This window comes from Pantoea sp. Fr-CA_6 (assembly GCF_024520895.1).
Classification (GTDB): domain Bacteria; phylum Pseudomonadota; class Gammaproteobacteria; order Enterobacterales; family Enterobacteriaceae; genus Pantoea; species Pantoea agglomerans.
In genome coordinates, this window is record NZ_JALNPO010000003.1 from 296,392 (window position 1) to 310,709 (window position 14,318).

Consider the following 14,318-nt stretch of genomic DNA (forward strand, 5'->3'; position numbering starts at 1 on the left):
ATCATGACGCCAAAAACATTGATTTTCGCCCTGGCGCTGGCCTGGGCGACACCCCTGCTCGCCGCCGATCAGCCTGTCATTGGCTCTGCCGGGCCGTGGCCAGCCGATTTTATCAAAGGTGCGGATATCTCATCGCTGGCTGAACTGGAGAAGCAGGGTGCGAAATTCTACAACGCAGATAACCAGCAGCAGGATGCCATCGCCATCCTGAAAGCCAGCGGCATCAACACCATCCGGCTGCGGCTGTGGGTGGATCCCCGCGACGGCAGCGGTCAGACCTACGGTGGTGGCGGCAACGATCTGACGACCACGCTGGCGCTGGCGAAGCGCGTAAAAGCGGCGGGCCTGAAGCTACTGCTGGATATTCATTACAGCGATTTCTGGACAGATCCAGGCAAGCAGTTCAAGCCCAAAGCCTGGCAGTCGCTGCCTTTTCCGCAGCTGGAAACCCAGGTTCATGACTACACCCGTGACACCATCGCTCGTTTCAAAGCGGACGGTGTGATGCCGGATATCGTGCAGATTGGCAATGAACTTAACGGTGGCATGCTCTGGCCGGAAGGCAAAAGCTGGGGCCAGAACGGCGGTGAGTTTGATCGGCTGGCCGGTCTGCTGAAAGCCGGGATCAGCGGGGTGCGTGAGAATCTCAGCGACCCGCATCAGGTGAAGATCATGCTGCACCTGGCTGAGGGCACAAAGAACGACATGTTCCGCTGGTGGTTCGACGAGATCGTTAAGCGTGATGTGCCATTCGATGTGATTGGCCTGTCGATGTACACCTACTGGAACGGCCCCATCAGCGCCCTGAAAGCCAACATGGATGATATCTCCCGGCGCTATGACAAAGACGTGATGGTGGTGGAAGCAGCCTACGGCTACACGCTGGAAAACTGCGATAGCGCGGAGAACAGTTTCCAGGCCAAAGAGGAGCAGGCGGGCGGCTATCCCGGCAGTGTAGCGGGCCAGGCGGCTTATCTGCATGACCTGATTAAAGCGGTGCTGGCGGTGCCGGACCATCGCGGCAAGGGTGTCGTCTACTGGGAACCGGCGTGGATCCCTGCGCCCGGCAATACCTGGGCGACGCCCGCTGGCATGAAATATATCCACGACGAATGGAAACAGGGTAACGCCCGCGAAAACCAGGCGCTGTTTGACTGTCACGGCAAGGCGCTGCCTTCGCTGCAGGTTTTTCATTAACCATTAGCGCAAATGCTGATGTCTACCCCTGAGGAACAGGTATGAATAAATTTCCCCCGCTCAGCGCCCGGGTTAACCGGCTGCTGCATGGTGCTGACTACAATCCCGAACAGTGGGCGCACCAGCCGGGCATTATTGATGACGACGTCATGATGATGAAGCAGGCGAACTGTAACGTTATGTCGGTGGGTATTTTCAGCTGGGCGAAGCTGGAGCCGGAAGAGGGGCGCTATGAATTTGGCTGGCTGGATGAGGTGATTGATACGCTCTGGCTGCAGGGGATTTCTGTGTTTCTTGCTACACCAAGCGGGGCCAGGCCAGCCTGGATGTCGCAGGCGTATCCGGAGGTGCTGCGTGTGGGGCGCGATCGCGTGCCGGCTCTGCATGGTGGTCGTCATAACCACTGCATGACCTCGCCGGTGTATCGCCAGAAAGTGCAGGCGATGAACAGCCGGCTGGCGGCGCGTTATGCGCATCATCCGGCGGTGCTCGGCTGGCATATTTCCAATGAGTATGGCGGAGAATGTCATTGTGATCGCTGTCAGCAGGCGTTTCGCAGCTGGTTGCAGCGCCGATATGAGACGCTGGAGAACCTGAATCTCGCCTGGTGGAGTGATTTCTGGAGTCATACCTACAGCGACTGGTCACAGATTGTGTCGCCAGCGCCACAGGGTGAGATGTCGATTCACGGTCTGAATCTGGACTGGCGGCGGTTTATGACCGATCAGGTTACTGACTTCTGTCGTGGGGAGATTAAACCGCTGAAGCAGGCCAATCCCGATCTGCCTGCGACCACCAATTTTATGGAATATTTCTACGACTACGATTACTGGAAGCTGGCACCGGTGCTCGATTTTATCTCCTGGGATAGCTACCCGATGTGGCATAACGAGAAGGATGAGACCACGCTCGCCTGTTATACCGCGATGTACCACGATTTGATGCGCACTCTGAAGCAGGGCAAGCCTTTCGTGTTGATGGAGTCGACGCCGAGCGCCACCAACTGGCAGCCGACCAGCAAGCTGAAGAAGCCTGGGATGCATATTCTGTCGTCACTGCAGGCGGTGGCCCATGGTGCGGACGCGGTGCAATATTTTCAGTGGCGCAAGAGCCGGGGTTCGGTCGAGAAGTTTCATGGCGCAGTAGTCGATCATGTGGGTCATCTTGATACGCGCACCGGTCGTGAAGTGAGTGAGCTGGGCCGGATGCTGGCCGCGATGACGCCGGTGATGGGCAGCCGGGTTGAGGCGCGGGTGGCGATTATTTTCGACTGGGAGAGTCGCTGGGCGATGGATAATGCGCAGGGGCCGCGCAATCTCGGCCTGCATTATGAGCGCACAGTGAACGAGCACTACCGTGCTTTCTGGGAGCAGGGCGTGGCGGTGGATGTGATTAACGGCGACTGCGATCTCAGTGGTTACGATCTGGTGATTGCGCCGATGCTGTATATGGTGCGGGATGGTTTTGCGGCGCGGATGGAGCAGCATCTTGAGCGGGGCGGGCATTTCGTTGCCAGCTACTGGAGCGGCATCGTGAATGAGAGCGATCTGTGTTATCCCGGTGGCTTCCCGGGGCCGTTGCGGCCGTTGCTCGGCATCTGGTCAGAAGAGATCGATAGTCTGACTGATGAGGAGTTCAATGGCGTACGCGGGGTGCGCGGCAATGAGCTGGGTCTGAGCGGGCCTTATCAGGCGCGAGAGCTTTGCGAGCATATTCATCTGGAAGGGGCAACGGCGCTGGCCAGCTATGAGAGCGATTTTTATGCCGGTACCCCGGCGGTGACGGTGAATCGCGTGGGTCAGGGCAAAGCCTGGTATATCGCATCGCGTAATGATCTGTCTTTCCAGCGGGATTTTTATGGTGCGTTGATTAAGCAGCTGGCGTTGCCACGCGCTCTGGCGATTGATCTGCCACCGGGTGTGGTCGTTCAGCGGCGCACTGATGGCGAACAGGCGTTTCTTTTTGTGCAGAATTTTACCGGTCAGGTGCAGCAGCTGTCGTTGCCTGCTGGGCTCAGCGATTTGATCGATGGCTCGGTTGTGGGGGAATCGCTGGTGCTGGCGCCGTGGGGATGTCGCGTTCTGAGTGTGCCGCTAACTGAAGGTGCAAGCCTTTGACGTTAGTTTAATGCCGTTTGCTGGCAGGTTTAGCATCGGCTCAGGGGGCCAGTACCTTCCGCAAAGACGCAAAAGATGGCATCCCTGCCAGCTCAACACGGGCAATTACGCACCTCATCCCTGAGGTGCGCCCGTTCCCGGGCCAACGCGTTGCGTTGTTCAAAAACGCTCCCGGCGTTTTTGTCCCTGGCCCGTGATGCTTTGCTACAGGTACTGGCCCCCATCGCTTTGCGCATGGGAGTTGTCTGTTGGAAGTTTTGGACCGGCTTTAATTGCGGACTTTGTGGCGGAGGAATAGGGTTTGAGGGCAGGAAGAGTGTATTTTCTGTGAGTGCCCTGAAGCCATTCCCCCTCGTTTTCGTTTATCAGTCGTGAGTGGCGGGCAGCAGCCCGCCTTTTTATTATCTGGAGGAGAACAACATGGTGAGTCTGAAATCGTTTAAGCAATATTTCAGTCGGCAGCCGCTGACGGCGGAAGAGGTTGAGATTGACAGTGCGCTGCTGGAGCGTCTTGTAGAGTGCTTTGGCGGGCGTGAAAATATTCAGCAGGTGGACGCCTGTTTAACCCGGCTGCGGGTGAAAGTGACATCGCTGAGGGCGGTTGATACGGCAGGATTACAGAAGGCGGGGGCGATTGGCGTGGTGATTCTGGGGCAGGAGGTTCATGCCATCTTTGGTACGCAATCCGACCAGCTGCGTCAGTTGCTGGAAGCCCGATTCTTTAAGCCGCTTCAGCCGGAGTAAAAAAAATGGATAACCGTCGCCGGTTATCCAAATAAGCCCCTGCATAAGAGCTTAACAATGATCACAATGAGGAGACTGCTTGGTTACCACCAGGCTTCGACCTGTACGCCGAAGTTCCAGGTGTTGTTACTGGTGTTGTCCTGGAAACTGTGTCCGTCTTCTGAGTCATTCAGGTAAGAGGCAAACAGACGCAGTTCCGGGCGTGACATAAATTCGGGACCGGCTGCGAGACCCAGCGCCAGCGTATATTTCTGACCCGCCTGTTTATAGTCACTGCCCACTTTGTTCTCATCTTTCTGCCAGAAACTACCCACTTCGCCGATCCCGCGGACATACTGCGTGAACTGATACTGACCACGACCCACCAGCGACAGCAGGGTGCTTTTGCTGGTCTGCGCGGTGACGTCATCCGCTGAACCCCAGGTAAAGACCTGATTCAGGGAGAACTTGTCGGTGATCGGCAGCAGGCCGGTATTGATTACGCGGTAGCCGGTGGCATCGCGGGTATCGTTCCACATGTCATACCAGCCACCGCCCTGTGAAATCATGTTTTGTGCCAGGCCTTTATTGGCGTACTGGAACACCAGTTTCTGATAGCCGCCCCACATATCCTGACTGATTTCACTGGTGAGCATAACGCCGTTTTCCGCATCATACAGGCCACCATACTCTTCCTGCTTTTTAGTGGTGTTCGGCATGGCGTAATCAATACCAAACTCGGTCCAGGCACCGCTCCACGGTTTCCAGCCAGCATACCGAAGATCCAGGTAGTTAATGTTGACGTCGTTATCGCCATCGACCCGGTAATCGACGTCATTAGCATCGCCACGGATCCAGGCAAAGGAGATCGCGCCCGGGCCCAGAGTGTAATTTTCGATACCCGCACCGGAGCCGGAGATATTCCAGTATTTGGTATCAATGATGTGCAAATCGTGACGCTGGTAGTAACGTTTACCGCCCCAGATCACCGCATTCTTGTCACCCGGCACCAGCCCTTTGATCTGCAGATTAAGCTGACGCAAACCAAACTGCGCATCGTCACCGAAGGTGGTTTCGTTATCGTTAGAACCGTCGGAGAACATGCTGACCATGGTGTCGACGTAAAAACTGACGTCATCCTTTTTGTAGACTTCGCTGCCCAGCTCAACCTCGCCGTAGGTGTCGGCTTCATTGCCGAGACGGCCAATCTTGTTCTTTTGATACTCTTCAATACCGCCATCCTGCGATACGCCAACGCCACCACGCAGATAGCCATGGAAATCAATGTTGTCGATAGCAGCATAGAGCGTCGGGGAGGTCAGGGCCGCAGCAAGCGCCACAGCAGCAGTACGTAACTTTGTTTCCATGTTATCCTCAATTTTATTTGTAATACGTTCACATGACAGCGGCAGTTAACGCTTTTTGTCAGATGGGTGACAAACAAAATCGCGATAATGTGTGATGCACTGCAAATAAAGTGGCGGTATTTGTAACGATTAGTGAATCAGATCACCAAACCTCGTGATGTGAAGGTATGACTTTTACTTTTTATTTGCGCAATGTGACTGCGGTAACCTGGCTTATTCGGCTGCTGTGATACCATTCCGCCATCGGTAATCAGGGATGCGAATTATGAAATCAAAAAATGCCACCTTAGAGGATGTCGCCCGCCATGCTGGCGTCTCTTATCAGACGGTTTCGCGGGTTTTGAATAAGTCGGCAAACGTCTCAGAATCAACGCGGCGCAAGGTGGAGAACTCTATTGAAACCCTGCGCTACGTGCCAAACAGACTGGCGCAACAGCTGGTGGGTAAGCAGAGCACAACGCTGGGTCTGGTGACCACATCGCTGGCGTTGCATGCTCCTTCGCAGGTGGCCGCTGCGGTTAAACGATATGCCAATGCCGCTGACTATCAGGTGCTGATCGCCATGATTGATGAGAACGTCAATCAAAGTCTGCAGAATTGTATCAATGAGCTGAAGTCGCAGCGCGTGGATAAGGTGATTATCAACGTCCCGCTGGAGAGCAGTGATGCGGAGCGGATCGTGCAGGAGAACGACGATATCCTGTGTCTGTTTCTTGATGTTGATCCGTACAGCGCGGTGTTTAACGTTTCGTTTAACCCGGCTGACGGTACCCGTGCCAGTGTCAAATATCTCTACGAGCAGGGGCATCGGGAATTTGCTCTGCTGGCCGGGCCAGAGGAGTCCGTTTCTGCCAATCTGCGGTTAAAGAGCTGGCTGGATACGCTGGAGAGCTATCGTCTGAAGCCGGTCAGCGTCAGCCACGGTAACTGGGATGCGCAAAGTGGTTACAACGGCGTGCTGCAACTGCTGCGTGAAGCGCCGGAGTTCAGCGCGCTGCTGGTGGGAAATGATCAGATGGCACTGGGAGTGCTGAGCGCGCTGCATCAGCGCGGTGTAGCGGTGCCGGGGCAGATTTCGGTGATTGGCTACGATGACACCTATGAAAGTGCCTTCTTCCATCCGGCGCTGACCACGGTGTCGCTCGATCTTGATTTACAGGGCAAAGAGGCCGTTGCGCGTCTGTTGTTAGCCAGTGAGCAGGATGAGCAGCGTTCCTCTTCTATCCTTCCGGCAAAACTGGTGGTACGCAGCTCGACGGGTATCGCCGGTCAGCAGCAGCGTGATCTGAAGCAGATTGCTGAGCAGCTGCGGCTGCTCGCCAGTCGCCTTGAGTAGCAGAACACCGCAAGCAGATAAAAAAAGCATAAGAACGCGCCGCTGCTATGCTCAGATCAGGATAACGATTCTGCACGTCGGAAAAATTATCCGATCACTAAATCGGTCAGTGAACGGGCATTCTGCTTCGCGGTAATGCAGCCGACACGTTCAGCCCGGTTTCTCTACTCTCAGGGAGTGACATTATGCTGTGGCTTGAACAGGGGCTTTACCTCAGGATTGAAGAGTTAGCGCATGGCCCCAGGCCACTGCCGCTTTCCAGCGGTTTTACCCCGCAGACGGCTTATCGCGCGCTGGGCTGTTTTAACCCCTCTGAAACATCAGATGCTTACTACATTCTTTCAAATGACCGCGATGAAATATGGTTCATCTGTAACCGTCATCTGAGAACCGTTTTCCTTGATGCCAGCAACACGGCGTTTCGGGTGAAAATGCAGGAGCCAGCAGAGAGTCTGCCGGTACTCGCTGCTGCACCCGATGGTCAAATCGTCTCATTTGAGCGCTCTGTCTGATGTAGCCTGTTACGCATCAGATAATAAAAAAGCCGCCATCGCTGGCGGCCCTGATTACGTTTAAGTCGATGCGTTATCTGTACATTTGCCAGTAACGTTTTTTAACTCGCCGTGGCGGTCTTCATTGCCGGACGCTGTGGCAGCATCACCAGAAGAGCGATGATGATTAGCGCCAGCGTCAGTGAGGCACCGTAGCGGCTTAGCGCGAGTCCGCCTGAGGCAAGGGGTTTGTCCAGAAAGTCGCCGACCACGGCACCCAGTGGTCGGGTCAGGATAAAGGCCGCCCAGAAGAGCCCCGTACGCGAAAGTGATGTAAAGCGACTGGCCGCCCAGATGATTGCCAGCGCGCCAACAAACAGCAGGATCCCGCCATCGTAGCCCAGCCCTTCAGTGTCTGCCGTCCAGTCACCTAAGGCCGTGCCCAGGGTTTGTGAAAACATAATAGTGACCCAGTAAAAACTCTCTGTGACGCCGTTGCTCACAGAACTGACCGCAACCGTACCGCAGGTGATTTTCCACAGGAAAAGCGAGAGGATAAGCAGGGTGCTCAGCAGCACGGTGCCACCTAAATACCCTATGCCCAGTGAGCGATCGGCAAAATCTGCCATCGTCGTGCCAACGGTGGTTGTGGCCACCACGGTGAACCAGTAAATCCATTTGTTGAAACTGTGGCGATTTATCTGCACCACCACCGCGACCAGAAAGATGATGGCGAAAATCAATGTCCCGGTCAGGTAACCGAGATTCATCGACATGGTCACCGCATCGCCGCCGGTTTCACCCAGGGTAGTCGCAGCGATTTTGGTTAACCAGAAAGCCGCGGTAACGGCCGGAACTTTACTGAGAGCGTGAGAAGCTGTGTTGTTATTTTGCATAGGGTGATACTCCGGAACAGCCCAACATGGGCTAATACAGAGACGATGTTATAAGATTAATCTTAAGAAAAGGTTAAGCTAAAGAAAACTATGACAGGATTTTTGATCACAGTTTGTCAATCACTAAACCGGCATTTACCCTATGATTTAATGTAATATTTGCTCTGTCGGAGTGCAGTGTTTGGGCTGTTTTCCCTGTTAACCTATAAGAATTAATTCTGAGTTACTCTGTTTTCTTCTTAATTTTCAGGCGATGCAAAGAGTGATAGCCCGGCGGCTTAATCAGGCGAAAATTGAAGGAAAGTAGCATCAGGGCGTGCGAGCCATGCCGGGGCAGTATTGCCCTGATAATCAGCATCAGGGCAGGGTGGATGGCGTGGCAACCCCGACGCTGTTATCCGGATATCACCAGTTTTGTCTGGTGGGAGAAACGATCAGGTCGTTGACGGTAACGTTCTGCGGCTGATTAAGTGCATACACCACCGCATTAGCCACATCCTGTGGGCTGATGGCTAATTTATTGAGTTCCTGAGCCACTTTACGGCCCTGAGGATCGCCGACTTTATCGGCCCAGCCGGTATTGATTACGCCAGGGCTGATGGTATTGACGCGTATCCCGTTATTAACCCCTAAGTCTTTGCGCATCGATTCTGTCATGGCATGGACGAAGAATTTTGTTGCACTGTAAACCCCTGCACCCGCATCCACCTGATGACCTGCAACCGATGCCATATTCAGGATCTGTCCCTCATTTTTCTTCAGCATAACGGGTAACACAGAGGCAATGGCGTTCAGATAGCCTTTGATATTGACGTCGACCATTTTGTTCCACTCTTCCCATGCAACGTCACTCCAGCTTGAGAAAAGCATCAGGCCCGCATTGTTAATCAGTATGTCTATGGAGCCGAAGGTGTCACTGGCGAACTTCACCAGCGCCTGGGTTTCTTCCAGACGCGTAACATCGGTTACCAGGCCGACAGCGCGTCCCCCTTCAGCTTCAATCTGACGTACCAGCGTATCGAGGCCATCCTGGTCCAGTGCTGCCGCCACAATATTCACGCCATGACGCGCAAGTTCCCGCGCGGTAGCCGCACCAATCCCGGAGGATGCACCCGTAATAATGGCTGTTTTCTGTTGCAGGTAATTCATTTTTAATTCTCCTTCTGGTGAAAGGGGCGGGTAGTCACCCGCCATAAACCGTTATCAGCAGCTGGCTTCCGGCCAGTCGGTATAACCCTCTGCACCACCGCCGTAATAGGCTTCTTTCGGCGCGATGGTCAGCGCGGCACCGTAACGCAGACGCTTAACCAGATCCGGGTTGGAGATGAACAGGCGTCCAAAGGCAACCGCATCAATAATTCCGGCGTTGCGGCGGCTGATGGCCATCTCAAGGTCATAGTTGTTATTGCCAATAAACGGACCGTTGAACTGGGCGCTCAGCGCGTCCATGTCCACATAGGCAGGCACATCACGAGAGGTGGCCGTCGCGCCTTCAACGAAGTGCAGATAAGCCAGGTTGAACCGGTTAAGTTGCTGAATGAGGTAGCCGTACATCGCCATAACATTGCTGTCTGGCGGGGTGTTACCGGCATCAGGCGTGACCGGAGAGAGGCGGATACCGACTTTGTCATTGCCCCAGATGTTGATGATGGCTTCTGTCACTTCCAGCGTCAGGCGGGCGCGGTTTTCAATAGAGCCACCGTAGGCGTCAGTACGGTGATTGGTGGAATCACGCAGGAACTGATCGAGCAGGTAGCTGTTGGCAGAGTGGACCTCAACGCCGTCGAAACCGGCACGCAGGGCATTTTCAGCTGCACGTTTGTATTGCTCAATGATGCCGGGGATTTCTTCTGTTTCCAGCGCACGTGGCGTCGATACCGGCACAAAGCCGTTTACGGTATAAGTCTGTCCTTCAGCTTTAATGGCAGATGGCGCAACCGGACGCTGGCCGTCAGGCTGCAGTTCCACGCTTGAAAAACGGCCCACGTGCCATAACTGGCAGACGATTTTGCCGCCTTTGGCGTGGACTGCCCCGGTGACCTTTTTCCAACCAGCCACCTGCTCTTCGCTCCATATCCCCGGCGTAGCGGCATAGCCGCGTCCCTGCGGAGAGATGTTGGTGGCTTCAGAAATAATCAGGCCAGCCCCGGCACGCTGTGCATAGTAGGTAGCATGGAGTTCATCAGGCACACCCTCTTCACCGTAACGGCTACGCGTGACCGGTGCCATGACAATGCGGTTTGACAGCTGAAGGCTGCCCATCGAAACAGGTGAAAATAAATCGGTACGGGTACTGTTGTCAGTCATATAAACCTCTTAATAGTTGACCGGTCGTCTAGTAATTGGATAAAAAAAACCGGCTACCCGAGTAGCCGTGTTGTTGCGTTCATTGCCTGACTGAACGCTTTGTCAGGATCGTGGATTTTCGCCATCAGGGAAGCCCCCAGCCAGAGCTGATAGAGTTCTTCTGCCAGTTCAGTGGCATCCGTTACGGCGGGCAGGGAGCCATCTTCCTGACCGAGCCGGAGACAGGCAGCAATTTTGAGCACAATTTCATGGGTGCCCGTGGCCAGCACATGCCGCATGTTCTCATACTGGTCGCAGACTTCCGCCCCCAGCTTGACCACGAGACATTTACTTTCAGGCAGGTCTGCGCCCTGGGTCGTTTTCCAGAAGGTAAAATAGCGCAGCAGTCGCTCTCTCGCCGTTCCTGTTCCGCCTAGCTGATGCTCTACTTCCAGCAAATAGTGGCTGAAGTAGTGCTCCAGCAGCGCCTCTGCAAACGCTTCCTTCGACGGAAAGTAGTAATAAAACGAGCCTTTTGGGATATCCGCCGCTTTTACAATCTCGGAAATCCCGACGGCGCTGTAGCCCTTATGAGTAATGATCGCCCTGGCCACATCAATGATGTGCTGCCGCATATCTGTCACGTTTCTTTTCATAATGTGCACACTCTAGTGAAAAACTGACCGGTCGTCTAGTGACTTTTAACCTTTTTCATGCTTTCAGTTTCTGATTGTGAGCGGGTGAAGCAGTCGGGTGGCGTGCTGCCCGATCAATTTCAGGCTCTGAAGCGTCGCACCGTCTTTCGCCTCTATCGACATGCCTTCCAGCAGCGTATTCAGAACGGTAGCCAGCGCGACGGTGTTGGTATCTGCGGGCAGTTGCTTCTCCTGAACCGCTCTGACCAGCCTTTTTTCAAACAGATCTTTTCCTTCCTGCCTGAGAACGCTAACCGCCCTGACAACATCCGTCGATTCTGCTGAAACATTGATGGCTGCCAGCACCACCATGCAGCCGCAGGGCGCTGAAGGGGAGAGCAGAATATCGGCTGCTTCGCTAAAGAAACCGTCAATCGCTTCACCAATATCCTGCGTCTCCTCAAGCCGCAGCCAGGTCGCTTTCCAGTACTTTGTTTCGTAGTAGTTCACGGCCTCCAGAAAAAGTTTTGCCTTGTTGCCAAAGGCGGAATAGAGGCTGGGTGGGTTGATTTCCATGGCGGCGCAAAGTTCGGCAACCGATGCCGGCTCAAAACCTTTGCGCCAGAAAAGATCCAGCGCCTTCAGCAACGCTTTATCACGGTCAAAGCTTCGTGGCCGGCCTTTCGGCTTTTCAGTGGCAGCAGGCTGGTCAGGTATTTTCATAGACGGCCTCAATCATTCTCTTGACATATTACATAGTGATCACTATACAATAATAACATTGCATAGTGCTCACTACAGAATTAAATCGACACAGTGGCTCGCCTTTTATCCCGCCTGCGCTCCCCCGGCAGGCTGCTGTCGCACTGAGTCGGTACATGTCTGTGTCAGAAAATATCACCCAAAAGCGGGGTGTCTGAAGGGATACCTTATTAATCAGAACGGAGAGAAAACAGATGAATAACACGACCTATGTACAGGACTATAACGCCATCGTGGCAGTGCTCAATCAGTATAACGAGGGAGGAAAGCAGGCGAAAAGTGAGCTCATGAAGCCCGCTTTCAGCGACAGGGCGACCATTTTTGGTCTCGACAGTGACGGCAACCTCAGCGGCGGTCCAATTCAGGGATTGTTTGACACCATCGACACCGCATTCCGTCCTTCACCCGAAGCAAAAGCGGCTATCGTGCGCGTAGATATTGTTGGGTCTGCCGCCAGTGCCCGCATCGACACTGACGACATTTCTGGTTTCCGTTTCACTGATTTTTTTAACCTGCTGAAAGTGAACGATCGCTGGACCGTGGTCAGCAAGATCTATCACACACATACGGCAGACTGATCCAGGTCTGGTCAGCTGACCGTTGCAGCCTGCGTTTGCTGCGGGCTGCAAAAAAGTATTGAGACGAATAAAACAGTAAAGTGATTTTACGCCTGATTATCCGGTTGCTATTAATCAACATAATCATACCCCAGCGCTTTTGGCAGAGGTGGCATCATTAAAGATTCTGGCCCGATCGGCCGATAAACACTGGCTCATACTTCTGACACTGAATCCCGGGTTCGCTCATTTTTGTGCGGGCAGGGCGGCACCTCAGCAGCTGCAGACGGACAAGCGCAGCGTCAGCCGCCGTCAATGGCGGGTATTCTCGCAATGGTGAACCTGTCTCCGGATCCTCCTTCAGCTACAGGCGGACATTAACGGTTATAATCAGGTCTGTAGCGACGAGTATTGAGCCTGTTTAATATCGTCAGCTACGTCGGAGTCGGCCGCCATGAACACAATGATCAAACCCTCTTTTACCGCTGTCTGGTCTACAGACGCCCAGGGTATCTGCGTCGCCAGTCAGGAAAGCCCTGCTGGTCTGATGCCTGAACTGAAGGGTGTGACGCTGAGTTCATGGCTGAGACTGGCACAGGCCGACGACGATGCAAAGATCGCGCTGCAACTTACCGCCGCGCTTGATTTCCTGACGCCTTTTCATATTGAAGTGCCGATCAACTGTCTGGATGGCAAGACGCGTCGGGTTATTGTATCTGGCCTGCCGGATCGCCAGCCTGGCACGTCCCGTCTGCAGTATAAAGGCTTCATTCTTGATGTGACCGGACAGCGTAAAGCGCTGGAAGATGCGCTACGCACGGCGGCAGAATATCGTCTGTTAATTGAAAACAGCACCGATCTGATTGCCCATTGCGACGCGGATGGCCGGTACGTTTCAATCTCGCCCTCTTATAGCGAAATGATTGGCTGGACAGCCGAAGAAGTTGTCGGTCAGCTGGTGGTGGATTTCCTGCATCCCGATGACCGCGGCCCCGCTTCTGAAGCACTCGCCTGCATCTTTAACGGAGGAGTACTGCCGGACGTCGTTGAGGTGCGCAAGCTGCATCGTGACGGCCACTACATCATTCTGGGCACCAAAGCCTGTGGCGTCATCAATCCCTCTACCGGCAAAAATATCGGTGCAGTTCTGGTGTCGCGCGACATTACGCGAGACAAAGAGAGGATGCGCAATCTGGAGAAGCTGGCAACGCTGGATACGCTGACCGGGCTGCATAATCGTACCTGGATCAACGACCAGGTCGGGCGCATGCTGGCGAAGGTGGATGATGAGGCCTACACGACGGTGATGTTTATCGATCTTAATGGCTTTAAGGCGGTGAACGATTTGATGGGCCACGCGACAGGGGATGCCTTGCTGCAGCAGGTCAGTGAACGGTTGCAACGCTGTATGCGTCCGGGCGACTCACTGGCGCGACTGGGCGGAGATGAATTTGTTGTGGCGGCAAAGTGCAGAAATCGCGATACAGCCGCTGCCATTGCCCTGCGTATTATTGAAAGTCTGCACGCGCCATTCGCCATTGATAATATGGATGTGCGCATTGGCGCGGCTATCGGTATCAGCCTTGCCCGCTTTGGGACGGCATCGGCCAAAATATTATTCGAAAACGCGGATAAAGCGATGTACCAGGCCAAAGCCCGACGTGATGGGTCGTATCAGTTTTTTGAGTCAGAAGAGCCTTAGTCGATGCATATGATTGCTGGTATGACCTTCCGGATTTGAAGGTAATAGATCTTACGTTTAACGCTTTGCCGCCTGTTCCCGCAAGGATACATTTCCTGAACGCCTGATTAACCCGCCTTATATTCTGAAACCGCGTGCCACGGCAGAAAGATTTTCTGTTTCAGGCACAAAAAGAAGTCTGTTGCTGATGACCAGCATCTATGTGCGAGACAGGCTACTGAATTCCCTCAAACGTCTGTGATGGACTGG

13 protein-coding genes are annotated in these 14,318 nt (G+C 54.1%); 7 read left to right on the top strand and 6 right to left on the bottom strand.

From position 1 onward, the window contains the following. Positions 1-3 precede the first annotated feature (3 nt). The 3 genes from NR201_RS07450 to NR201_RS07460 all read left to right on the top strand — a co-directional run bounded on the left by NR201_RS07450 (position 4) and on the right by NR201_RS07460 (position 4,058). The gene (locus tag NR201_RS07450) at positions 4-1,197 is read left to right on the top strand and encodes a glycosyl hydrolase 53 family protein (protein ID WP_256849588.1); all 1,194 of its coding nucleotides are present in this window, start codon (positions 4-6) and stop codon (positions 1,195-1,197) included. 41 nt (positions 1,198-1,238) lie between these two features. Further along, positions 1,239-3,314 carry a beta-galactosidase gene (locus NR201_RS07455; RefSeq protein WP_256849589.1) on the top strand — a complete coding sequence of 692 codons (2,076 nt, stop codon included), beginning with the start codon at positions 1,239-1,241 and terminating at the stop codon, positions 3,312-3,314. Positions 3,315-3,734: 420 nt separating this feature from the next. Beyond that, positions 3,735-4,058 carry a glucose PTS transporter subunit EIIB gene (locus NR201_RS07460; RefSeq protein ID WP_010259145.1) on the top strand — a complete coding sequence of 108 codons (324 nt, stop codon included), beginning with the start codon at positions 3,735-3,737 and terminating at the stop codon, positions 4,056-4,058. Between the two features lie 83 nt (positions 4,059-4,141). On the opposite strand, the gene NR201_RS07465 is transcribed toward NR201_RS07460, so the two are convergent. Further along, on the bottom strand, positions 4,142-5,404 hold the full coding sequence (locus tag NR201_RS07465) for a maltoporin (protein ID WP_256844017.1): 1,263 nt from the start codon (positions 5,402-5,404) through the stop codon (positions 4,142-4,144). 265 nt (positions 5,405-5,669) lie between these two features. Between NR201_RS07465 and NR201_RS07470 the strand changes: the two genes are divergently transcribed. Together NR201_RS07470 and NR201_RS07475 are read left to right on the top strand one after the other, a co-directional pair. Next, positions 5,670-6,740 (top strand): LacI family DNA-binding transcriptional regulator, encoded by a 1,071-nt coding sequence (locus tag NR201_RS07470; protein ID WP_031594605.1) that lies wholly within the window; start codon positions 5,670-5,672, stop codon positions 6,738-6,740. A 185-nt stretch (positions 6,741-6,925) separates the two neighbouring features. Then, positions 6,926-7,252, top strand: coding sequence for a hypothetical protein (locus tag NR201_RS07475; protein ID WP_010670656.1), 327 nt, complete (start codon positions 6,926-6,928; stop codon positions 7,250-7,252). Between the two features lie 101 nt (positions 7,253-7,353). On the opposite strand, the gene NR201_RS07480 is transcribed toward NR201_RS07475, so the two are convergent. The 5 genes from NR201_RS07480 to NR201_RS07500 form a co-directional block, all read right to left on the bottom strand. After that, positions 7,354-8,127, bottom strand: a complete 774-nt coding sequence (locus tag NR201_RS07480) for a hypothetical protein (RefSeq protein WP_256844018.1) — start codon at positions 8,125-8,127, stop codon at positions 7,354-7,356. Positions 8,128-8,532: 405 nt separating this feature from the next. Beyond that, complete coding sequence (locus NR201_RS07485) at positions 8,533-9,276, bottom strand: SDR family oxidoreductase (RefSeq protein ID WP_033761021.1); 744 nt, start codon at positions 9,274-9,276, stop codon at positions 8,533-8,535. Positions 9,277-9,330: 54 nt separating this feature from the next. After that, the gene (locus NR201_RS07490; protein ID WP_256849590.1) at positions 9,331-10,434 is read right to left on the bottom strand and encodes an alkene reductase; all 1,104 of its coding nucleotides are present in this window, start codon (positions 10,432-10,434) and stop codon (positions 9,331-9,333) included. Between the two features lie 53 nt (positions 10,435-10,487). Continuing rightward, complete coding sequence (locus NR201_RS07495; protein WP_031594338.1) at positions 10,488-11,069, bottom strand: TetR/AcrR family transcriptional regulator; 582 nt, start codon at positions 11,067-11,069, stop codon at positions 10,488-10,490. 63 nt (positions 11,070-11,132) lie between these two features. Then, positions 11,133-11,771, bottom strand: a complete 639-nt coding sequence (locus NR201_RS07500) for a TetR/AcrR family transcriptional regulator (protein ID WP_045139922.1) — start codon at positions 11,769-11,771, stop codon at positions 11,133-11,135. 233 nt (positions 11,772-12,004) lie between these two features. Here NR201_RS07500 and NR201_RS07505 point away from each other — a divergent pair, with 233 nt between their 5' ends. After that, positions 12,005-12,388 carry a nuclear transport factor 2 family protein gene (locus tag NR201_RS07505; RefSeq protein ID WP_010670660.1) on the top strand — a complete coding sequence of 128 codons (384 nt, stop codon included), beginning with the start codon at positions 12,005-12,007 and terminating at the stop codon, positions 12,386-12,388. A gap of 433 nt (positions 12,389-12,821) precedes the next feature. Beyond that, a complete protein-coding gene (locus NR201_RS07510; protein WP_256849591.1) occupies positions 12,822-14,069 on the top strand; it encodes a sensor domain-containing diguanylate cyclase in 1,248 nt (415 codons plus the stop codon). Positions 14,070-14,318: the final 249 nt, after the last annotated feature.

Coding starts and splice junctions, on each gene's coding strand:
- NR201_RS07470 (WP_031594605.1), top strand. CDS start 5,670: ATGAAATCAAAAAATGCCACCTTAGAGGATGTCGCCCGCCATGCTGGC.
- NR201_RS07465 (WP_256844017.1), bottom strand. CDS start 5,404: ATGGAAACAAAGTTACGTACTGCTGCTGTGGCGCTTGCTGCGGCCCTG.
- NR201_RS07510 (WP_256849591.1), top strand. CDS start 12,822: ATGAACACAATGATCAAACCCTCTTTTACCGCTGTCTGGTCTACAGAC.
- NR201_RS07495 (WP_031594338.1), bottom strand. CDS start 11,069: ATGAAAAGAAACGTGACAGATATGCGGCAGCACATCATTGATGTGGCC.
- NR201_RS07450 (WP_256849588.1), top strand. CDS start 4: ATGACGCCAAAAACATTGATTTTCGCCCTGGCGCTGGCCTGGGCGACA.
- NR201_RS07490 (WP_256849590.1), bottom strand. CDS start 10,434: ATGACTGACAACAGTACCCGTACCGATTTATTTTCACCTGTTTCGATG.
- NR201_RS07480 (WP_256844018.1), bottom strand. CDS start 8,127: ATGCAAAATAACAACACAGCTTCTCACGCTCTCAGTAAAGTTCCGGCC.
- NR201_RS07460 (WP_010259145.1), top strand. CDS start 3,735: ATGGTGAGTCTGAAATCGTTTAAGCAATATTTCAGTCGGCAGCCGCTG.
- NR201_RS07475 (WP_010670656.1), top strand. CDS start 6,926: ATGCTGTGGCTTGAACAGGGGCTTTACCTCAGGATTGAAGAGTTAGCG.
- NR201_RS07485 (WP_033761021.1), bottom strand. CDS start 9,276: ATGAATTACCTGCAACAGAAAACAGCCATTATTACGGGTGCATCCTCC.
- NR201_RS07505 (WP_010670660.1), top strand. CDS start 12,005: ATGAATAACACGACCTATGTACAGGACTATAACGCCATCGTGGCAGTG.
- NR201_RS07500 (WP_045139922.1), bottom strand. CDS start 11,771: ATGAAAATACCTGACCAGCCTGCTGCCACTGAAAAGCCGAAAGGCCGG.
- NR201_RS07455 (WP_256849589.1), top strand. CDS start 1,239: ATGAATAAATTTCCCCCGCTCAGCGCCCGGGTTAACCGGCTGCTGCAT.